The organism is Microbacterium koreense, from assembly GCF_042677105.1.
In the GTDB taxonomy this organism is placed as follows: Bacteria; Actinomycetota; Actinomycetes; order Actinomycetales; family Microbacteriaceae; genus Microbacterium; species Microbacterium koreense.
On record NZ_JBHTIM010000001.1, the window covers coordinates 2020636 to 2041014 of the forward strand.

Annotated in this window: 17 protein-coding genes; 10 read left to right on the top strand and 7 right to left on the bottom strand. The window is 66.4% G+C overall.

The features are described 5' to 3' along the window. Nucleotides 1–4: 4 nt before the first annotated feature. The 5 genes from dut to dxs all read left to right on the top strand — a co-directional run bounded on the left by dut (nucleotide 5) and on the right by dxs (nucleotide 6858). On the top strand, nucleotides 5–457 hold the full coding sequence (gene dut, locus ACFQZV_RS09460; RefSeq protein WP_378751948.1) for a dUTP diphosphatase: 453 nt from the start codon (nucleotides 5–7) through the stop codon (nucleotides 455–457). Further along, nucleotides 454–1047 carry a DUF3710 domain-containing protein gene (locus ACFQZV_RS09465; RefSeq protein ID WP_378751950.1) on the top strand — a complete coding sequence of 198 codons (594 nt, stop codon included), beginning with the start codon at nucleotides 454–456 and terminating at the stop codon, nucleotides 1045–1047. The genes dut and ACFQZV_RS09465 overlap by 4 nt, the downstream gene beginning before the upstream one ends. Then, complete coding sequence (locus ACFQZV_RS09470) at nucleotides 1044–1823, top strand: DUF3159 domain-containing protein (RefSeq protein WP_378751951.1); 780 nt, start codon at nucleotides 1044–1046, stop codon at nucleotides 1821–1823. Before ACFQZV_RS09465 ends, ACFQZV_RS09470 begins: the two co-directional genes overlap by 4 nt. Nucleotides 1824–1977: 154 nt before the next feature. After that, entirely contained in the window at nucleotides 1978–4812 is a 2835-nt protein-coding gene (locus ACFQZV_RS09475; protein ID WP_378751953.1) for an aconitate hydratase, read from the top strand. A gap of 96 nt (nucleotides 4813–4908) precedes the next feature. Then, complete coding sequence (gene dxs / locus ACFQZV_RS09480; protein WP_378751955.1) at nucleotides 4909–6858, top strand: 1-deoxy-D-xylulose-5-phosphate synthase; 1950 nt, start codon at nucleotides 4909–4911, stop codon at nucleotides 6856–6858. Nucleotides 6859–6861: 3 nt separating this feature from the next. Here the strand turns inward: dxs and ACFQZV_RS09485 are convergent, their stop codons facing one another. From ACFQZV_RS09485 to ACFQZV_RS09505, 5 genes are all read right to left on the bottom strand, one after another. After that, on the bottom strand, nucleotides 6862–7410 hold the full coding sequence (locus ACFQZV_RS09485) for a hypothetical protein (RefSeq protein ID WP_378751956.1): 549 nt from the start codon (nucleotides 7408–7410) through the stop codon (nucleotides 6862–6864). A gap of 70 nt (nucleotides 7411–7480) precedes the next feature. Next, nucleotides 7481–9622 carry a 3-hydroxyacyl-CoA dehydrogenase NAD-binding domain-containing protein gene (locus tag ACFQZV_RS09490; protein ID WP_378751957.1) on the bottom strand — a complete coding sequence of 714 codons (2142 nt, stop codon included), beginning with the start codon at nucleotides 9620–9622 and terminating at the stop codon, nucleotides 7481–7483. A gap of 12 nt (nucleotides 9623–9634) precedes the next feature. Continuing rightward, the gene (locus ACFQZV_RS09495) at nucleotides 9635–10840 is read right to left on the bottom strand and encodes a thiolase family protein (protein WP_378751959.1); all 1206 of its coding nucleotides are present in this window, start codon (nucleotides 10838–10840) and stop codon (nucleotides 9635–9637) included. Nucleotides 10841–10914: 74 nt separating this feature from the next. After that, complete coding sequence (locus tag ACFQZV_RS09500; RefSeq protein WP_378751961.1) at nucleotides 10915–12114, bottom strand: ribonuclease D; 1200 nt, start codon at nucleotides 12112–12114, stop codon at nucleotides 10915–10917. Beyond that, nucleotides 12111–12698 (bottom strand): DUF3000 domain-containing protein, encoded by a 588-nt coding sequence (locus ACFQZV_RS09505; protein ID WP_378751963.1) that lies wholly within the window; start codon nucleotides 12696–12698, stop codon nucleotides 12111–12113. The genes ACFQZV_RS09500 and ACFQZV_RS09505 overlap by 4 nt, the downstream gene beginning before the upstream one ends. Before the next feature lie 25 nt (nucleotides 12699–12723). Here ACFQZV_RS09505 and ACFQZV_RS09510 point away from each other — a divergent pair, with 25 nt between their 5' ends. Next, on the top strand, nucleotides 12724–13959 hold the full coding sequence (locus ACFQZV_RS09510; RefSeq protein WP_378751965.1) for an alpha/beta hydrolase family protein: 1236 nt from the start codon (nucleotides 12724–12726) through the stop codon (nucleotides 13957–13959). Between the two features lie 3 nt (nucleotides 13960–13962). Here ACFQZV_RS09510 and ACFQZV_RS09515 read toward each other — a convergent pair whose 3' ends face one another. Together ACFQZV_RS09515 and ACFQZV_RS09520 are read right to left on the bottom strand one after the other, a co-directional pair. Continuing rightward, nucleotides 13963–14403: a SufE family protein gene (locus ACFQZV_RS09515; RefSeq protein WP_378751967.1), complete on the bottom strand. Its 441-nt coding sequence runs from the start codon at nucleotides 14401–14403 to the stop codon at nucleotides 13963–13965. Nucleotides 14404–14455: 52 nt separating this feature from the next. Beyond that, complete coding sequence (locus ACFQZV_RS09520) at nucleotides 14456–15361, bottom strand: sulfurtransferase (protein WP_378751969.1); 906 nt, start codon at nucleotides 15359–15361, stop codon at nucleotides 14456–14458. A gap of 117 nt (nucleotides 15362–15478) precedes the next feature. Here ACFQZV_RS09520 and zapE point away from each other — a divergent pair, with 117 nt between their 5' ends. From zapE to ACFQZV_RS09540, 4 genes are all read left to right on the top strand, one after another. Then, entirely contained in the window at nucleotides 15479–16507 is a 1029-nt protein-coding gene (gene zapE, locus ACFQZV_RS09525) for a cell division protein ZapE (RefSeq protein WP_378751971.1), read from the top strand. Nucleotides 16508–16701: 194 nt separating this feature from the next. Continuing rightward, nucleotides 16702–17943, top strand: coding sequence for an ammonium transporter (locus tag ACFQZV_RS09530; RefSeq protein WP_378751973.1), 1242 nt, complete (start codon nucleotides 16702–16704; stop codon nucleotides 17941–17943). A 111-nt stretch (nucleotides 17944–18054) separates the two neighbouring features. Next, entirely contained in the window at nucleotides 18055–18597 is a 543-nt protein-coding gene (locus ACFQZV_RS09535) for a type II toxin-antitoxin system PemK/MazF family toxin (RefSeq protein ID WP_378751975.1), read from the top strand. A 240-nt stretch (nucleotides 18598–18837) separates the two neighbouring features. Continuing rightward, the gene (locus tag ACFQZV_RS09540; protein ID WP_378751977.1) at nucleotides 18838–20319 is read left to right on the top strand and encodes a DUF1254 domain-containing protein; all 1482 of its coding nucleotides are present in this window, start codon (nucleotides 18838–18840) and stop codon (nucleotides 20317–20319) included. Nucleotides 20320–20379: the final 60 nt, after the last annotated feature.

A 20379-nucleotide genomic window follows, 5' to 3' on the forward strand; every position in this document is an offset into this window, starting at 1 on the left:
TTGAGTGACCGAAACCGTGGACGTCCCCATTATCGCCCCGGCACCGCCCTCCTACGCGAAACCCGGTGACGCCGGCGCCGATCTCGTCGCAGCAGAGTCGGTGCGCCTCGAGCCCGGCGCACGGGCATTGGTCGGCACGGGCGTGCGCATCGCGCTGCCCGACGGGTACGCGGCCTTCGTGGTGCCGCGTTCGGGTCTCGCAGCCCGCCACGGCATCTCGATCGTCAATGCCCCTGGAACGGTCGACGCGGGCTATCGCGGCGAGATCAAGGTCGCCTTGATCAACACGGATTCCTCGAGCGCGTACGAGGTGACCGCGGGCGACCGTATCGCCCAACTCATCGTGATGCCGGTGACGCGCGCGCTGTTCGTTCCCGTCGATGAGCTGCCCGAGAGCGTGCGCGGCGAAGACGGTTTCGGCTCCACCGGCTACCAGCAGAACGGAGATCGCTCATGACGGATGCCACACCCACCGGCAGCGAGAAGTCCGCCCCCGAAGATCGGGCGACCTCCGGGCCGTTCGACGAGTCCGAGGCCAATCGCGTCCGCCCGTACATCGATCTCGGCGGTGTCAAGGTCCTCCCGCGAGAAGGGCTGAACCTGCGACTCGAAGTCGAGGAGCAGACCAAGCGGATCGTCGCGGTGGGCCTTGACTACGCCGGATCGACGCTCCAGGTGCAGCCGTTCGCGGCGCCGCGGTCGACGGGGCTGTGGGAAGAGACACGCGAGCAGATTCGCCAGCAGGTGAAGCAGCAGGGCGGCCGGGTCGAGGAGCGAGAGGGGCCGCTGGGCCCCGAGCTGCTGGCCGAAGTCCCCGTGGCGGGACCGGAGGGGCAGTCCGGCAAGCGCCTGGCCCGCTTCGTGGGCGTCGACGGTCCGCGCTGGTTCCTGCGTGGCGTCATCGGCGGTTCGGGCGCCTCGGATCCGGCCGCGGCTGCGCAGATCGAGGACCTCTTCCGCTCGATCGTCGTCGTCCGTGGCGACACGCCCATGCCGCCGCGCGATCTCATCCCGTTGCGAATGCCGGCGACGCCGGGCACCGCGTGAGCGATTCACCGCGGCCGGACGACGCGGCCTCGGGGCCTGAGTCGAGAGACGTTGCGCAGCCGTCCGCATCCGAGGTCTTCGGAGCGGCACTCGGCGGTGCGGCGCGACGTGCGGGCCTGGACCCGGCCGAGGGCAAAAGCACCGGACACGTCGTATGGCGCGCCATGGGCGGCTGGCGGGGCATCTTCGAGTCCGTCCTGCCCGGACTCGTCTTCGTCATCACCTACACGGTCACGATCGATCCGGCGACCGGCGACGGAGATCTCCTCCTCTCGCTCGTGCTCTCCGTCGGCATCGCCGCGATCTTCACCGTCGTCCGGTTGATCGCCCGCCAGCCGATCGCCGCAGCCGTCGGGGGCCTCGTCGCCGTCGGAGTCGCGGCGGCGTTCGCGGCGTTCACCGGCGAGGCGAGCAACAACTTCGTGCCCGGGTTCGTGACGAACGTCGTGTACGGCTCAGCGTTGCTCATATCCGCGTTCGTCGGATGGCCGATCATCGGGCTCGCCGTGGGCTTCCTGATGGGAGACGGCACCGCATGGCGTCGCGACAAGCGCAAGCGCCGGGTTTTCTTCTGGCTGACGATCGTGTGGGCTGGGCTGTTCGCCGCGCGGCTGCTCGTGCAGGTACCGCTGTACGTGGCCGACAATGTGACGGCGCTCGGCACGCTGAAGCTCGTCATGGGGCTGCCGCTGTTCGCACCTCTCGTCGCCGTGACCTGGCTCGTCGTCCGTGCGCTCTACCCGCGCGCCGACCGGGACCCTTCGTACGGCCGGTGATACCATTTATCTTGATATCGAGATAAATTTCGCTCTCGGCACGGTGAGGATGCGGTTAGGTTCGCCTCACTAGCCATGGCACCGCGCCGGGGGAATGATGGGGTTCGCGCGCGCGTGCGTGCGCCGCGCTCCGCCGCCGACGAAGGAGACCCACGTGTCCACGGTTGACAGCTTCGGTGCCAAGAGCACCCTGACGGTCGGCAGCACCGACTACGAGATCTTCCGGATCGACACCGTTCCGGGCTACGACAAGCTTCCCTTCAGCCTCAAGGTGCTGCTGGAGAACCTGTTGCGCACCGAAGACGGGGCGAACGTCACCAAGGCGCAGATCGAAGCACTCGGCTCGTGGGACGCCGCGGCCGAACCCGACACCGAGATCCAGTTCACCCCGGCACGTGTGGTCATGCAGGACTTCACCGGGGTTCCCTGCATCGTCGATCTCGCGACGATGCGAGAGGCCGTCAGTGCCCTCGGCGGCGACCCGAACAAGATCAACCCCCTCTCGCCGGCCGAGATGGTGATCGACCACTCCGTGATCGCCGACCTTTTCGGGCGTGAGGACGCGCTCGAGCGCAACGTCGAGATCGAGTACGAGCGCAACGGTGAGCGTTACCAGTTCCTGCGCTGGGGCCAGACGGCATTCGACGACTTCAAGGTCGTCCCGCCGGGCACCGGCATCGTGCACCAGGTCAACATCGAGCACCTCGCGAAGGTCATCTACGACCGCACCAACGGCGGCGTTCTGCAGGCCTACCCCGACACCTGTGTCGGCACCGACTCGCACACCACCATGGTCAACGGACTCGGCGTGCTCGGCTGGGGTGTGGGCGGCATCGAGGCCGAGGCGGCGATGCTCGGACAGCCGGTCTCGATGCTCATCCCGCGCGTCGTCGGCTTCAAGCTCACCGGTGAGATCCCCGCCGGTGTCACCGCTACCGACGTCGTGCTCACGATCACCGACATGCTCCGCAAGCACGGCGTCGTCGGCAAGTTCGTCGAGTTCTACGGGGCAGGTGTCGCCTCGGTGCCGCTGGCGAACCGCGCCACGATCGGCAACATGAGCCCCGAGTTCGGCTCGACGGCGGCGATGTTCCCCGTCGACGACGTCACTCTGGACTACCTGCGTCTCACCGGCCGTAGCGAACAGGCCGTCGAGCTCGTCGAGAAGTACGCCAAGTTGCAGAGCCTCTGGCACGACCCGGCCGAGGAGCCGACGTACAGCGAGTACCTCGAGCTCGACCTCGGCACGGTCGTGCCGTCGATCGCGGGCCCGAAGCGCCCGCAGGACCGCATCCTGCTGTCCGAGGCGAAGTCGCAGTTCGAGCAGGATGTGCTCAACTACGCCCAGGCGACGACGTCCGAAGACATCATCGACCTCGAGTCGAAGCATTCCTTCCCGGCCTCCGACCCCGGCCCCGCACCCGGCGACGAAGACCCGGACACCCGCGTCGTGCACATCTCCAGCGGCGGGCCCGCGGCAGCATCCAAACCCGTCAAGGTGACCCAGCCGAGCGGCGACAGCTACATCCTCGACAACGGTGCGGTGACGCTTGCGGCGATCACATCCTGCACGAACACCTCGAACCCGTCGGTGATGCTCGCAGCAGGACTCCTCGCCCGCAACGCCCTCGCGAAGGGCCTCAAGCAGAAGCCGTGGGTCAAGACCACGCTGGGCCCCGGTTCGAAGGTCGTCACCGACTACTACGAGAAGTCGGGTCTGGACAAGGCGCTGGAGGGACTCGGCTTCTACACCGTCGGTTATGGATGCACCATCTGCATCGGCAACTCGGGGCCGCTGATCGAAGAAGTCTCCGCGGCGGTCAACGAGCACGACCTCGCGGTGACGGCGGTGCTCTCGGGAAACCGCAACTTCGAGGGGCGCATCAGCCCCGACGTGAAGATGAACTATCTCGCCTCGCCCCCGCTCGTCGTGGCGTATGCGCTGGCGGGATCGATGCACTTCGACTTCGAGTCCGATCCGCTGGGCCAGGACACCGACGGCAACGACGTGTTCCTCCGCGACATCTGGCCGACGCCCGATGAGGTGCAGGAGACGATCGACTCGTCGATCTCGCGCGAACAGTTCATCAAGCAGTACGCGACGGTCTTCGAGGGCGATGAGCGCTGGAAGAGCCTTCCGACGCCCGATGATTCGGTCTTCCAGTGGGATGCCGACTCGACTTACGTGCGCAAGGCTCCGTACTTCGACGGCATGACGATGGAGCTCACCCCGGTGTCCGACATCCAGGGTGCGCGTGTGATGGCGACGCTCGGCGATTCGGTGACCACCGACCACATCAGCCCCGCCGGCAACATCAAGATCGGAACCCCGGCCGCGAAGTACCTCGAGGAGCACGGTGTGCGCCAGAAGGACTTCAACTCGTTCGGCTCTCGCCGCGGCAACCACGAGGTCATGATCCGTGGAACGTTCGCCAACATCCGTCTCAAGAACATGCTTGTGAGCGCGGTCAACGACGGTGCCGTCGTCGAGGGTGGCTACACCCGCGACTTCACCCAGCCGGGCGGTCCTCAGTCGTTCATCTACGACGCGTGCATGAACTACAAGGAGCAGGGCACGCCGTTGGTTGTGTTCGGCGGCAAGGAGTACGGTTCGGGTTCCTCGCGCGACTGGGCCGCGAAGGGAACCAGCCTGCTGGGTGTCAAGGCGGTCATCACCGAGAGCTTCGAGCGCATCCACCGGTCGAACCTCATCGGGATGGGTGTCGTTCCACTCCAGTTCCCCGAGGGAGAGAGCTGGGACTCGCTCGGACTCGACGGAACCGAGATCGTGTCGATCACCGGCCTCGAGCAGCTCAATGTGGGCGTCACGCCCAAGACGGTGCGCGTCACCGCGACGCCGAGCGAGTTCTCGCCCGAGGGCAAGGAACCGGTCGAGTTCGACGCCGTGGTGCGGATCGACACGCCCGGCGAAGCGGACTATTACCGCAACGGTGGAATCCTGCAGTACGTGCTGCGCTCACTCGTCTGAGCTCATGACACACGAGGGGCTGGGAGGCAACCCCCAGCCCCTCGTATGTGCCCTCGGTACACTGAGGATGCCCGTGGGGGCAGGGAAGGAGCGAGGATGTCGCTGCTGTCATCGATCACCGGCCCGCGCGATCTGGATGGGCTGACCCACGACGAGATGGACCAGCTGGCGACGGAGATCCGCGCCTTCCTGATCGAGAACGTCGCTCGGACCGGCGGACACCTCGGTCCCAACCTCGGAGTGGTCGAACTGACGATGGCGATCCACCGCGTCTTCGATTCGCCGGATGACCCGGTCATCTTCGACACCGGGCATCAGTCCTACGTGCACAAGCTCCTCACCGGACGCCAGGACTTCTCCCAACTGCGTTCGCGCGGGGGACTGGCCGGTTATCCGCAGCGCAGCGAGAGCGCACACGACGTCGTGGAATCGTCTCACGCGTCGAGTTCGCTCAGTTGGGCAGATGGGGTGTCGCGTGCGTTCACACGCACCGGTCGGACGGATCGGCACGTTGTCGCCGTCGTCGGCGACGGGTCGTTGACCGGCGGGATGACTTGGGAAGCGCTCAACAACATCTCGGACGACAACGACCGTAACCTCGTCATCGTCGTCAACGACAACGGTCGCTCGTACGCACCGACGATCGGCGGAATGGCTCGATATCTCAACCGCGTCCGCACCGCGGACACCTACCGAAGCCTGCGCGACAATTCGGCGACGGTGTTCGGCAAGCTCGGTCCCGCCGCACGCGCCGTCTACCGCGGGGTGCGCGGGGGAACGCACGGCTTCCTGTCACGGTTCACCAACAACACCGAGCTCTACTCGAATCTCGATATCAAGTACCTCGGCCCGGTCGACGGGCACGATCTCGATGCACTCATCGAAACGCTCGAGCTCGCGAAGTCTTACGGTGCACCGGTCATCGTCCACGCCATCACCGAGAAGGGGCGGGGATACCAGCCCGCTCGAGACGACGAGGCCGATCAATTCCACGCCGTCGGCAAGATCGATCCGGCCACAGGCAAGACCGTCGGCGGGGGGAGTGGCGTCCAGGCCTGGACCGACGTCTTCTCGCAGGAGTTGGTCGAGGTCGGCGAGCAGCGCGGCGACGTCATCGCGATGACCGCGGCGATGTTGCGACCGACGGGATTGCTCCCGTTCGCCGAACGTTTTCCCGAGCGCGTGTACGACGTCGGCATCGCCGAGCAGCACGCGGTCGCGTCCGCTGCAGGCTTGGCCTACGGCGGGCTCCACCCTGTCGTCGCGATCTACGCGACCTTCATGAACCGCGCGTTCGACCAGGTGTTGATGGATGTCGCCCTGCACCGCGCGGGGGTCACATTTGTCCTGGACCGAGCAGGAGTCACCGGTCCCGACGGTCCGAGCCACCACGGAATCTGGGATCTCGCGATGCTGCAGATCGTTCCGCACATCCGCATAGCGGTGCCGCGCGATGCCGAGCGGCTCCGCGAGGAACTCCGCGAAGCGATCGCCGTCGACGATGCCCCGACCGTGGTCCGTTTCCCGAAGGGAAGCGTCAGCCCGGAGCTTCCCGCGCTTGAGCGGCGTGACGACGGCGTCGACGTGTTGTATCGCTCGGAGGCCCAGGACGTGCTGATCGTCGGCATCGGACCGATGGCACACACCGCCGTGGACGTCGCCGAACGTCTGCGCGCGCAGGGGATCGGTGCGACGGTCGTGGATCCGCGCTGGGCCATCCCCGTGCAGCCGTCGATCGTCACCCTCGCCGCCGAGCATCGCCTCGTCATCACGATCGAGGACGGTATCCGTGTGGGAGGTGTCGGCACCCGTGTCCGCCAGGTGTTGCGCGAGGCGGGCATCGATACCGCCGTCGACGAGCTCGGAGTGCCCGACGCGTTCATCGACCACGCGAGTCGCGATCAGATCCTCGAGGATGCCGGACTCACCGCCGCGAAAATCGCCCAGGACGTCGTGGCTCAGGTGTTGGGGACCCGGATTCCGGTCGCACGGCCGGATCTGGGCGCCCTGTCATCCCTGAACGTGCCGGTGCGCAGCGAACAGTGACCCTCAGCCCTCGCTGAACTCGATCGGAGAACGTGGGTCGCCAGGCTCGAGTTCGGCCCGGATTCGCCGTGAGGCACGCCACCAGCCGGCGACCACCGATGTCGCGCAGATGAGGATGGTGACAGGCGCGGCGGCGCTGAAGAACACGTCGACGAGTGATCCGCTGAACGCCGCGGTGACGGCGAGCGCGAGACAGCCGACGGCGGCGCCCAGGAGTGCATAGACCATGACGTGGCGCGCAATCGAAGTGTCATGCCGCAGCGACCGTGCCACCAACCACGCGACCGGAAGCCCCAGCATCGTCACGAGGAACGAGGCGGTCCCGCCGATGAACGCCGTATACACAAGCGCGAGCGGCAGCACGGACAGCGACGACATCACACTCACCCCATCGGCACGGGCGACCGCGTCGGCTACGATCCCTGCGATTGCGAACGCGATGAGCATCAAGCCGACGAATACTCCCCAGGCGACGACGCCGCCGCGGAAGACGTCTGCCCATGTCGCATTCATCGGCGCGGCGCCGGGCGGGGGAGAAGCGCTGTGGGACATCACTTCTTACGCTATCGAATCACCGGAAACGGGTGGGGCTGCAGATGTGCCTGCAGCCCCACCCGTGCGATCAGGATTCGATGCCGCGAATCGGCGGGTGGTGGAACGTGTCGCCGAAGACCCGCTCGGACGCACCCTCACGGTCGAGGTAGGGCGAGGCCCCGCCATCGATGAACGGCCATCCTGCACCCAGGATCAGGCAGAGGTCGATGTCTTCCACCTCTGGCACGACGTCCTGCTCGAGCATGAGGTGAATCTCCTGCGCCAGGCCGTCCTGCACGCGCGTGAGGATGGTGTCGGCCGACGCAGGCGTCGATCCCACGTGCCCCTTGAGCACCTTCTCGGCGGCCTTCGTGAAGCCGGTCACGCGACCGCCCTTGTCCTTCTCGACGACGGCATCCAGCTCAGCGAGGGCGTGGAAGTTGTCGTTCGCGTAGAACCGGTCGGGGAACGCCCGTACCATCGTGTCCTGCACGTGCGCGGCGACCTTCCAACCGACGAGGTCGATGAGCTGGAACGGACCCATCGGCAGTCCGAGGGGCGCGAAGGCCTTCTCGACGTCGGCCACCGGTGTGCCCTCGTAGACGGCGCGGGCAGCCTCACCCATGACCTTTGCCAAGAGACGGTTCACGACGAATCCAGGGGCGTCGGCGGTGAGGACCGCATTCTTCTTCAGCCCCTTGGCGACGACGAACGCCGTCGACAGTGCAGCCTCGGAAGTGTTCGGCGTCTTCACGACCTCGATCAGCGGCATGACCGCGACGGGGTTGAAGAAGTGGAAGCCGACGAGACGCTCGGGGTGCGCGAGCTTCGCGCCGATCTCTTCTACCGACAACGACGAGGTGTTGGTGGCAAGGATCGCATCCTCGGCGATGATCGGCTCGATCTCGGCGAAGACCTGTTGCTTGACGCCGACCTCTTCGAAGACGGCTTCGATGACGAAGTCGCAATCGGCGTAGAGGCTCTTTTCCGTCGTGCCGGTGACGAGGGAGCGGAGCCGGTTCGCGGTGTCGGCGTCCAGCCGGCCCTTCGCCTCGAGCTTGCCGATCTCCTCGTGGATGTAGGCGACACCCTTGTCGACGCGCGCCTGGTCGAGGTCCGTGATGAGCACGGGCACCTGCAGACGTCGGACGAACAGTAGGGCGAACTGGCTGGCCATGAGCCCTGCGCCGATGATTCCGACCTTGCTGACCTTCTTGGCAAGGTCCTTGCTCGGGGCGCCCACGGGCCGCTTCGCCCGCTTCTGGACGAGATCGAAGGCATACATCGACGCCGCGAACTGGTCGCCCGTGACGAGATCGGCGAGGGCCTCGTCTTCGCGCGCGAACCCCTCGGCCTTGGTGCCGCTGCGCGCTTTCTCGAGCAGATCGAGCGCGACGTACGGCGATCGGGGGACCGTGCCGATCTTCGACTCGAGCATGCCGCGCGCCATCTTGATCGCGACCGGCCACTTGACGGTGCGCTCGATCTTGCCCGGCTCGTTCTTACGCTCGACCTTCTTTCCTCCGAGGACCGCGTCGGCCCATACCAAGGAATTCTCGAGGAACGTCGCCGGCGGGAAGATCGCGTCCACGATGCCGAGGTCGAACGCCTGCTGCGGCTTGAGCATCCGGTTCTGCTTCAACGGGTTCGAGATCACCACCTCGAGCGCGTTCTCGATTCCGATCAGGTTGGGCAGAAGATACGCGCCGCCCCACCCGGGAATGATTCCGAGGAACACTTCAGGGAGCGCGATCGCAGCCGCGGAGGCGTCGACAGTGCGGTACGTCGAGTTCAGCGCGATCTCGAGGCCGCCACCGAGCGCGAGGCCGTTGACGAACGCGAACGAGGGGACGCCCAGGTCCCCGAGCATCCCGAGCACCTTGTGTCCGAGCTGCGCAACGAGACGAGCGTTGTCCTTCGACCCCACGCGCGAGATGTCACTGAGATCGGCACCGGCGGCGAGGATGTACTGCTTTCCGGTGATGCCGACCGCGGCGATCTCGCCCGCCGCAGCGCGCGATTTCAGAGCGGAGAGCGTCTCACCGAGCTGCGTCATCGTCGCGGGCCCGAGGGTGTTCGGACGCGTGTGGTCGCGCCCGTTGTCGAGCGTGACGAGAGCCATCACCCGACCGGACGGGAGTGTGATGTCCCGCACGGTGGAGTGCGTGATCACCTCACCCTCGGTGAGGGCTTGGATCGGCGAGAAATCGATGTCGTCGTAGTTGGTCATTGATCCTCGCCCTTACTTGCGCTTCTTGCCGTCGTAGTGGGGGTTCTCCCAGATCACCGAACCCCCCTGACCCAGACCGACACACATCGCGGTCAGGCCGTAACGGACGTCGGGTCGCTCTGCGAACTGCGCTGCGAGCTGGATCATGAGACGAACGCCGGATGCGGCAAGCGGATGGCCGAGCGCAATCGCGCCGCCCCACTGATTCACCCGGGGGTCGTCGTCGGCGATGCCGAAGTGGTCGAGGAGCGAGATCACCTGGATCGCGAACGCCTCGTTCAACTCGAACAGGCCGATGTCATCGATTGTCAGGCCCGCCTTGCGGAGCGCCTTCTCGGTCGACGGAATCGGGCCGATTCCCATGATCTCGGGCTGCACACCGGCGAACGCGAACGACACCATGCGCATCTTCGGGGCGAGCCCGAGTTCCTTCACCGCGCTGCCGCCGGCGAGCAGCGACATCGTGGCGCCGTCGGTCAGTGGCGAAGAGGTACCGGCGGTGACCCGGCCGTGCGGGCGGAACGGGGTCTTCAAGGCGGCGAGGTCTTCCATCGTCGTCTGCGGACGACGACCCTCGTCCTCCGTGGCGAGACCCCACGCGCCGTCGGCGTCCTTGATCGCGACGGGGACGAGATCCGATTGGAACTTGCCCGCATCGTAGGCCGCCTGTGCCTTGTGCTGTGAGAGCATTCCGAACCGGTCGGAGCGCTCCTTCGTGAGGTGCGGGTACCGGTCGAAGATGCGCTCGGCGGTGACACCCATGTTGAGCGCGCCCGGGTCGACCATCTTCTCGGCGACAAAGCGCGGGTTGGGGTCCGCGTTCGAGCCGATGGGGTGGCGCCCCATGTGCTCGACACCGCCCGCGAGGGCGAGGTCGTACATGCCGACGCCGATCGAACCGGCCATCGTCGTGACGCTCGTCATCGCGCCGGCGCACATGCGGTCGATCGCGAAGCCCGGAACGCTCTGCGGGAGACCCGCCAGGATGGCGACGGAGCGCCCGAGCGTCAGGCCCTGATCACCGGTCTGCGACGTCGCCGCGATGGCGACGTCGTCGATGCGGTCCGCCGGAACGTCGGGATTACGCTCCATCAGGCCGATCGTCGCCTTGACGGCGAGATCGTCGCTGCGGGTGTTGAAGTACATGCCCTTCTCGCCGGCGCGACCGAAAGGGGTGCGCATTCCGTCGACGAAGAAGACGTCCGAGATCTCGGCCACTCTGCCTCCAAAGTATGTGGGATGCCGCCAGCCTACGGAGGCCCTTTGGTGCAACGGAACCGGGTGGGGGAAACCTACGAAGCCGTCTCGTCGCCGTCGTCGGGATCTTGCACGGAACACACAAAGGCATCGGCGATCAACTGTGCGGTTTCCGCAATCTGCCACGGCCGCGCACCCAAGGATGCCAGAGCCTCCCCGACGCTCTCGGCGGTCACGCTGTCAGGAGGTGACCATGCGACACGGCGGAGCAGATCGGGGGTGAGGAGATTCTCCGTTGGCATCGCCAGAGCTTCGGCGCGCGCTTCGATGACGGGTCGCGCGGCTTTGAGTCGTGCATCCGCGTCGGGGTTGCGATCCGCCCACGCACGCGGCGGCGGAAGCGAATCTCCGCCCTTGGCTCGTTCGAGCGGCGGAGTCGTCGACGCACGTCCGTCGACGATGGCCTGCCACCACCGGTCGATCTGGCTGCGGCTGGCACGGCCGTTGAACGCCTTGATCGACGCGAGTTCGGCCTTCGACCCCGGCGCGGCGACGACCGCAGCGACGAGTGAGCGGTCGGGCACCAGACGCCCCGGGGCGATGTCCTGCTCGCGCGCGTATTCTTCACGCGCTGTCCACAGCGCGCGGGCCACGGCGAGATTCTTGCGACCCCGGACGGTGTGCAATCCGCTGAGCCGGCGCCAGGGCTCCTCGCGCGGCGGCTTCGGCTCGCGCTCGAGCGTCGCGCGGAACTCCTGCGCGGCGATGTCGGACTTCTCCTGTTCCTCGAGCTCGTTCGCCAGAGCGTCGCGGACGTCGACGAGGTGCTCAACGTCCAGCGCCGCGTACTCGAGCCAGGACTGGGGGAGCGGCCGGGTCGACCAGTCAGCAGCCGAGTGGGCCTTCGCGAGGGTGATGCCCAGCGTGTCTTCGACGACCGCAGCCAGCCCCACTCGGTCATGTCCGAGCAACCGTGCGGCGAGCTCCGTGTCGAAGAGTGTCGCCGGCTCGAGACCGAGTTCACGCAATGACGGCAGATCCTGACTCGCGGCGTGGAGGATCCATTCTTCCCCGCCGATCGCTTGCTGCAGAGGTGCCATGGCGCCGATCGCCGGCGGATCGAAGAGGTAGAGTCCCGCGTCGCGGCGGAAGACCTGGACGAGGTACGCGCGTTGCGAGTAACGGAAACCCGAAGCACGTTCGACGTCCACAGCGACGGGACCACTGCCCTGAGCGAGCGTCTCGGCGGCCGTTCGGAGATCGTCGGCGTTGTCGATGACGGTGTAAACGGTCACGTGGTGAATCTGCGAGCGCCGAGCATCGCAATCCCTTCCGATCCAGGCGGGAGTCCCGCGAGCATGCACACCAGTTCGGCCCACGCCTCGACGTGCGGGCCGATAGGTCCCTCGGGCGACCAGGACGCACGCAGCTCGATCTGTGCACCCTCTCCCTCGGCGGCGAGCGTCCCGAAACCCTTGGAAAGCGTCTTGGTCGCGGTGCCGGATGCCGAGTGAAAGCCGGCGGCGTGGGAGGCGAGTGCGTCGGTCAGCCACGCCCATGCGACATCTGCCAAGAGTGGGTCGACGCCGATGTCCCGTTCCAAAGGGGCCTGCGCGAAACACACGATCCGCCACGGCCCATTCCAAGCCGAAGGCTCGTCCGCGTCGTGAAGAAGGATGAACCGCCCTGTGCCGTACGGCGAATCCGTCTCGCCCGGTTCAGGGCGCACGTCACCGGCGAGAGCGATCGCGTCGGGTGCGAGCCCCGGGGGTGCCGGAATCTCGCGCACGGTCAGATCAGCACGGAACTCGGTCTCGCGCACCTGCTCCGTTGCGAGAGCGAAGGGCGCGGATGCCGCCGGGGGACGCTGGTCAACCACGCGGACAGACTAGAGTGAGCGCACGATGCTCCCTCCCAGGCGCGCCGTGAACGGCGCCGCAACCCCGTCCCTGCTCTTCGGCCTGCGTATCGCGATGTCGGTGGTCACTGTCGCGCTCGCCGGCGCCGCCGCGATCATGGCTGTCGCGTCCGCCCGTCTCGCGCGGAAAGTTGTGACTCCGGCGCCGAGACTTCCCGACACCCGTATCGTGTCGCTCGATACCGCCGCGCAGACGATCTCGCTCACGAAGAACCCCGACACCGCCCTCCCGGGGCGTTACGGGCTGTTCACGACCGGCACGTCGGGATACGTCAAGCTGGGCTCGATCCTCGCCGAGGATGACGCGTCGGTCACCCGCAAGCTCCTGACCCATGTCGCGCCGACCGCGCGTCTCGACGCCGACGCGGCGTTCAGCGGCTGGTACTACGAACGCCCCGAAGAACTGCACCTCGCATACACACCGGAACTCGTCGGCTCGGCCGTCGGACCGTGCCCCGCCTGGCTCTTCCCGGCGGGCGAGGGTGACGTCTGGGTGATTCAGGTGCACGGTCGCGGCACCACCCGCTCCGAGTGTCTGCGCGCTGTCCCGGTGTTCCACGCCTTGGGCGTCACTTCGCTCGTGGTGTCCTATCGGAACGACGGCGAAGCTCCCCGTAGTAAGACGGGTACCTACGGGCTCGGCTCGACGGAGTGGCGTGATGTCGATGCGGCTGTGAGCTTCGCGCGGCGCCGCGGCGCGAAGCGCGTGATTCTCATGGGATGGTCGATGGGTGGAGCGATCGTCCTCCAGGTGTCGCTCAACTCTGCACATCGCGATCTGATCGCCGGCATCGTGCTCGACTCGCCGGTCATCGACTGGCGAGTCGTGCTGTCGTACCAGGCGAAGCAGATGCACGTTCCGACGGCGGTCACCGACATCGCACTCGAAGCGCTGCAACACGAGTGGGCCAGCCCGGTCACCGGCGCGGGTACCGGCATCCCTCTGGATCGACTCGACGTCGTCGCGCGCGCCGCGGAGTTGCGGCATCCCATTCTCATCCTGCACAGCGACGACGACGGCTTCGTCCCCTCGGACGCGTCGCACGACCTCGTATCCGCGCGCCCTGACCTCGTACAGCTCGAGGTTTTCGAGGTCGCCCGACACACCAAGCTGTGGAACTACGACCAGGAACGGTGGAGCACCGCGATCCGCGGCTGGCTCAGCGCGCACATGCTGTCGGTCGAGTCGGGATCGTCTACGGAGTCGAACCCCGCGGAGTGATGCTCAGGCGCGACGCTTGTCGCGCACTTGACGCTTCGCGCGCATGAGCATGCCGGTCATCCCGCCGATGCGCAGAGGCGACACCGCGCGTGTCAACCCGATGGTCTGAGGAAAGTCGTCGGGGATCGCCAGGACTTCGTCGACGCGGAGCCCCGAGATGCCTTGCGTCAGAATGCCGGCGAACCCTCGAGTGGTCGGTGCCTCCGGCGGCGCCGTCGCGTGCATCGTGACCACGTCGGCATCGTCCACCTCGATCACGATGTAGACGGGCGACTGACACTCGACCACGCGTTCCTGCAGCTCCGGGTGCTCCGCGTACTCTTCGGGGATGTCGGGCAGTTCACGCGAGAACTCGAGCAAGAGCTGCAGGCGGTCCGCCTCGGGGAGATCGAGGAAGTCGGCCTGGATGTCGGCGAGGGATGCCGGGAGCGCAGGGGCGTTCATCGTGTCGATCCTCGCACGTGCTCATCGACGTGACAGCCCATCGTCGCGACCGTCATCGGCGCTCCGGAACGGCGCCGGGCTCGCTGCCGGTGGCGATGGGCACGCGTACGGCGCTGCCCCACTCCGTCCACGAACCGTCGTAGTTGCGGACCTTCTCGAAGCCGAGGAGGTGCTTCAGGACGAACCAGGTGTGACTCGAGCGCTCTCCGATGCGGCAGTACGCGATGATCTCGTCGCCTTCCTGCAGGCCCTTCTCGTCGCGGTAGATCGCATCGAGTTCGGCGCGCGCCTTGAACCCGCCGTCCTCCGCCACGGCACGCGCCCAGGGCACGCTCTGCGCCGAGGGAATGTGTCCACCGCGCAAGGCACCCTCTTCGGGGTAGGCCGGCATGCTCGTGCGAGACCCGTCGTATTCCTCGGGCGAGCGCACGTCGATCAGCGGATTGCCGAAGTGCGCGAGCACGTCGTCCTTGTAGGCGCGGATCAGGCTGTCGTCGCGCTCGACGATCGGATATTCCGTCGGGGCCGGCGTCGCGGCATCCGTCGTCATCGGGCGTCCCTCGGCGATCCACTTGTCGCGCCCGCCGTCGAGCAGGCGCACGTCTTCGTGTCCGAAGAGCGAGAACACCCACAGCGCGTATGCGGCCCACCAGTTGTTCTTATCGCCGTACACGACCACGGTGTCCTCACGCGCGATGCCCTTTCGCGACATGAGCGCGGCGAACCCCTCACCGTCGACATAGTCCCGCACGACCTGATCATTCAACTCGGTGTGCCAGTCCACCTTCACAGCCCCGGGAATGTGGCCGGTTTCGTACAACAGCACGTCTTCATCGGATTCCACCACGACCAGGCCGGGCGTACCGAGGCGCTGCTCCAGCCAGTCGCCGGTCACCAGCCGGCCGGGCTCGGCGTACTCGGCGAACTTGGGCGACGACGTGTCGAATTCGACGGTCACAGATTGCTCCTCGGATCGAGTGGTGTGGACGACGGCATAAGGTGGAACCGTCGTATCGACCCTAGGATTCCCTGGCGCTGAGCGCATCCGCACCCCACGACTGTTACGAGGACCTGCATGACCCCCGCCGCCACCGGAATCGTCACGCTCGCCGAGCGGATGCCGCAGCTGTCGGGCGCGGAGATGGTAGCGGCCTTGGTGCCCCCTCCCCAGTTCCACGAGGCGACGTTCGAGTCGTATCGCGCCGACGCCGAGTACCCCTCGCAGCAGGCTGCCAAGGACACGCTCATCGCGTTCTGCGGCGGTGGTGCGCCCGCCGCGCGTGGTGGTCTCTTCCGACGCGCGAAGAAGGCGCAGCCGCAGAAGCCGGGTGTCTACCTCGACGGCGGATTCGGTGTCGGCAAGACTCACCTCCTCGCCTCCGTCTACCATGCGATGCCGGCGCGGAGGAAGTACTTCGGCTCGTTCATCGAGTACACCGCTCTCGTCGGTGCGATCGGATACCAGAAGACAGTGGAGCTGTTCCGTGGAGCCGATCTTCTCTGCATCGACGAGTTCGAACTCGACGACCCGGGCGACACCATGGTGATGACCAGGCTCCTGGGTGAACTGGTGTCGACGGGCACGAAGCTCGCAGCCACGAGCAACACCCCACCCAATGCGCTGGGCGAGGGGCGGTTCGCCGCCCAGGATTTCTTGCGTGAGATCCACGCGATGGCCTCGAGCTTCGAGACGGTGCGCATCGACGGCATCGACTACCGTCACCGTGCCGTCGACGGACACGCCGTCACGCTCAGCGAGGGCGAATACGATGCGGCCCTCGCCGATGCGGCGATGTCGGGGCTCGTGTCGGACGACACCTTCGACGGGCTCGTGTCTCACCTCGCGCAGGTGCACCCGTCGCGGTACATCCGCCTGATCGACGGCGTCAGTGTGGTCGGGCTGCGTGATGTCGCCGAGTTCTCAGACCAATCCGCCGCGCTGCGCTTCGTCGCCTTCGTCGACCGGGTGTACGACGCACAGTTGCCGATCCGTGCGACCGGTGTGTCTTTGGACCGTGTTTTCCCCGAGGAGATGCTCGCCGGGGGATACCGCAAGAAGTACCTGCGCGCGATCTCGCGGCTCGTCGCATCCACACTTGCCTGATCATCGACCGACGAACCGCAACGTTCATCGGAAACGAGTTGTTTACCTCGCGGCCGATCGCGTAACGAACTCGAAACACTCCGCGCACGCCGGGTGAAATCCGCGCTCGCAACACTGGGCGACAGTGCGAGACAGCGGACCCGTGACGCTCCTCGCATCCCCGTCACCAAACCCGATGCGAGGTAACACCCAACATGGACGCACCAGGAAACATCGCGTGGGGGGTCACTGCGACCGCCCTCGTTCTGCTCATGACGCCGGGAGTGGCGTTCTTCTACGGCGGATTGGTCAAGGCCAAGAGCGTCGTCAGCATGATGATGATGAGCTTCGGCGCGCTCGGACTCGTCAGCGTGCTGTGGATCCTCTACGGCTTCAACATGAGCGCCGTCGAGTCGACATGGGCCTTCGCCGGCAACCCGTTCAGCGACTTCGCCCTCTCGGGCCTCGCGACCGGTGAAAGCGCGAACGTCGACCTCATCGGCGTCGCCTTCGGCGCGACATTCGCCATCATCACGGTCGCGCTGATCTCGGGCGCAATCGCCGACCGCGCCAAGTTCGGCTCGTGGATGATCTTCGCCGGGCTCTTTGCGACGCTCGTTTACTTCCCTGTGGCCGCGTGGGTCTGGGGCGGCGGCTGGGTCTACAACCTCGGCGAGACGATGTTCGGTGCCGAAAGCGGTGTCGCCGTCATCGACTACGCCGGTGGAACCGCCGTGCACATCAACGCAGGTGCCGCAGCCCTGGCGCTCGCGCTCGTACTCGGCAAGCGCATCGGATTCCAGAAGGGCATCCTCAAGCCCCACAACGTGCCGCTCACGCTCCTCGGTGCCGCACTGCTGTGGTTCGGCTGGTTCGGCTTCAACGCCGGCGCTGAGTGGTGGGCCGAGGACATGGGCGGCGTCGGCCTGATCGCCCTCAACACGCTCGGCGCGACCGCGGCGTCGGTCATCGGTTGGATCACGATCGAGAAGATCAAGGACGGAAAGCCCACCTCGGTCGGCGCCGCCTCTGGTGCCGTAGCCGGTCTCGTTGCCATCACGCCCGCGTGTGCCAACTTGACGCCTGGCTGGGCCCTGCTGCTCGGTGTGCTCACCGGTGCCGTGTGTGCCCTCGCCATCGAGCTCAAGTTCAAGCTCGGCTTCGACGACTCGCTCGATGTGGTGGGCATCCACCTCGTCGGTGGTCTCATCGGAACGATCTACCTCGGGTTCTTCGCGATCGACACGGGCCTCTTCCTCGGCGGCGGCCCGGAGCAACTGATCGTTCAGGTGATCGCCGCGGTCGGCGTCCTGATCTACTCGTTCGTCGTCGCCTTCGTGCTCGGTTTCGTCATCGAGAAGACCATGGGCTTCCGCATCAAGAACGAGGACGAGCTCGCCGGAGTCGACACCGTCGTCCACGGCGAGGAGGGCTACCTGCTCGAAGAGCGGGTCTGACCCACACCCTCGATACAGCAGCCCAGGGGCGTCGCGCAGGTCGCGGCGCCCCTGGCGTCTGTCTGCGACGTCTCGTACACCGGTGGCCGGCGGGTGTGCGAAGGTAGCGGGATGTCGTCACGTTCGGGATTCACCGGTCTCGTCTCACGCCTCATGCGCGCGTCTGCACGAGCCCTCGTGCCGAAATCCCGCCGCGCGGCTCCCGCGCGCGGCGGTTCCGAGCCGGGGCAGCAACGGGGAACCGAGACCCACGAGGTCGCGCCGCCGGCGCGCGGCGCGCTGCGCATCACCTATGCGCCCGACCGCGACGGCGACCCGGACGCCGGCGAGATCGTATGGACCTGGGTCCCGTACGCCGAGAACGATGGGCGCGGTAAAGACCGCCCCGTGCTCGTCATCGCCCGCCAGAGCGCGGAGCGGGTGTACGTCGTCCGGCTGACCAGCAAGGACCGCGACGGGGACCGCGACTTCCTTCCCATCGGCTCGGGGGAGTGGGATTCGCAGCGCCGCCCGTCATGGGTCGACATCGAACAGATCTACAGCGTGCATGCGAGCGGCATGCGACGCGAAGCCGCCGCACTCGACCTGGACCGGTTCGTCCGTGTGGCCGCTGCCCTCCAGAAGCGCTACGGATGGGACGTCGGCAACAGGTGAGCCACGGCGTGCGCCGGGCTGCGTGGATGTACCGGGTGTTGGGCCGAACCGGGTTTGTCCGACTGGGCACATCGTGTGTGCGAAACAACCGCTCCACTCCGGCGGCACCGCGCACGCCGAGTTCGATGCGTCGACCTCCGGACAATCGCCGAACGGGTATTGCGTCCGGCGCGTGAAAGCGGTCTACTCCTCAACAGGGAGCCCCGCTGAGCGGGCTCCACAGGCGACGGAGGCGCGGGCATGGCTGCGACGAGCAACTCGACAGATGTTCCCGACGGGTACAACACGTTCATCCCGGGAACGATAACGACGCCGGATCGGGTCGAGACCCGGATCGGCACGCCGGACTTCACCGACGGGTTCCCGAGCGACGAGACAGCCGCGAAGGTATTCGACAACCTCGACTTCATGCGCGCCGTCGAGGTTTTTTTGCAGTGCGTGCCGCCAGCCTCCATGGAGGGATTGCGCACGGGGCTGACCGCGCTGGGGTGTGATGCCGCGCACAAGGTGGCGATCGCCGATCGCCTTCTGGACTCCACGCCACTCTTCCTGACGGGAAACACCGACACCGTCTATGCCATCGCGATCCTCGACCTCCATCGTGACGGCCCCACGGTCGTTGAGGTGCCGCCAGGGTGCGGTCCGGGCACTGTCGACGATGCGTGGTTCCGATTCGTCGTGGACATGGGGGCTCCCGGACCCGATCGCGGCAAGGGCGGAAAGTACCTCATCGCTCCCGTCGACTATGAAGGCGACGTTCCCGACGGCTATCACGTCGCGCATTCCCCGAGCCACGTGAACCTTTTGCTTCTCCGAGGGTTTCTCGTCGATGGCAAGCCCGACGCAGCGACGGCTATGTTCGAGGGCGGCATCAGGATCTACCCGCTGTCCGCCGCCGAAGACCGTCCGACGATGGAATTCATCTCTGTTTCCGGCAAGGCCATCAACACCATCCACGCCAACGATCACTCGTTCTACGAGGAGGTCGCCGATGTCATCCACCGGGAACCGATCGGTGTCATCGATCCCGAGACCCGTGGGCTTCTGGCGGCCATCGGTATCCACAAGGATCGCCCCTTCGAGCCCGACGAGCGCATGCTCGACATTCTCAGCGATGCCGCTGCGGTCGGCAACGCCACTGCGCGCGCAATCTGCTTCCAAACTCGCGACCAGCGCGCCTACTTCTACCCGAATCGCAAGTGGAAGACGGGCTTCGTCGGCAGCGACTATCGGTGGCTCGACGGCGATGGGCGGGGAGGCCGCGACATGGATGCGCGAACGCTGTTCTTCTACCAGGCGACCGTGAACACGCCGGCTATGGCTATAGAAATGGTAGGAGCCGGATCGCAGTACGCACTGTCGGACCGGGATGCCACCGGCGCCTTCCTTCACGGTGCCAACAACTACCGGCTCACGTTGCCTGCCGGCGTTCCGGCGAAGGACTTCTGGTCGGTCGTCGTTTACGACCCTCAGACTCGATCGGAGTTGCAGACAGGTCAACGATTGCCCAGTCGCAACAGCCAGAACGCGAGCGGCGAACTCGCCTACAACGAGGACGGGTCGATCGACCTCACCTTCGGGCCCGAGCCGCCGAGCGAGCGCGTCGGCAACTGGATCCAGACAGTGCCGTCCAAGAGCTGGTACGCGATCATGCGGTTGTACGGGCCGCTGAAGTCCTGGTTCGACAAGAGCTGGGTACCCAACGACATCGAGCGAATCTGATCGCCAGGGTGTAGCGCCGCTCGCGAGCAGACCGCGCCTGAGGGTATGTGGCACGTGCGA

What these genes read in the sequence shown, in the direction of transcription:
- ACFQZV_RS09530 (WP_378751973.1), top strand. Translation starts at nt 16,702, where the DNA reads ATGGACGCACCAGGAAACATCGCGTGGGGGGTCACTGCGACCGCCCTC.
- zapE (WP_378751971.1), top strand. Translation starts at nt 15,479, where the DNA reads ATGACCCCCGCCGCCACCGGAATCGTCACGCTCGCCGAGCGGATGCCG.
- ACFQZV_RS09490 (WP_378751957.1), bottom strand. Translation starts at nt 9,622, where the DNA reads ATGACCAACTACGACGACATCGATTTCTCGCCGATCCAAGCCCTCACC.
- ACFQZV_RS09510 (WP_378751965.1), top strand. Translation starts at nt 12,724, where the DNA reads ATGCTCCCTCCCAGGCGCGCCGTGAACGGCGCCGCAACCCCGTCCCTG.
- dxs (WP_378751955.1), top strand. Translation starts at nt 4,909, where the DNA reads ATGTCGCTGCTGTCATCGATCACCGGCCCGCGCGATCTGGATGGGCTG.
- ACFQZV_RS09485 (WP_378751956.1), bottom strand. Translation starts at nt 7,410, where the DNA reads ATGTCCCACAGCGCTTCTCCCCCGCCCGGCGCCGCGCCGATGAATGCG.
- ACFQZV_RS09515 (WP_378751967.1), bottom strand. Translation starts at nt 14,403, where the DNA reads ATGAACGCCCCTGCGCTCCCGGCATCCCTCGCCGACATCCAGGCCGAC.
- ACFQZV_RS09535 (WP_378751975.1), top strand. Translation starts at nt 18,055, where the DNA reads ATGTCGTCACGTTCGGGATTCACCGGTCTCGTCTCACGCCTCATGCGC.
- ACFQZV_RS09540 (WP_378751977.1), top strand. Translation starts at nt 18,838, where the DNA reads ATGGCTGCGACGAGCAACTCGACAGATGTTCCCGACGGGTACAACACG.
- ACFQZV_RS09465 (WP_378751950.1), top strand. Translation starts at nt 454, where the DNA reads ATGACGGATGCCACACCCACCGGCAGCGAGAAGTCCGCCCCCGAAGAT.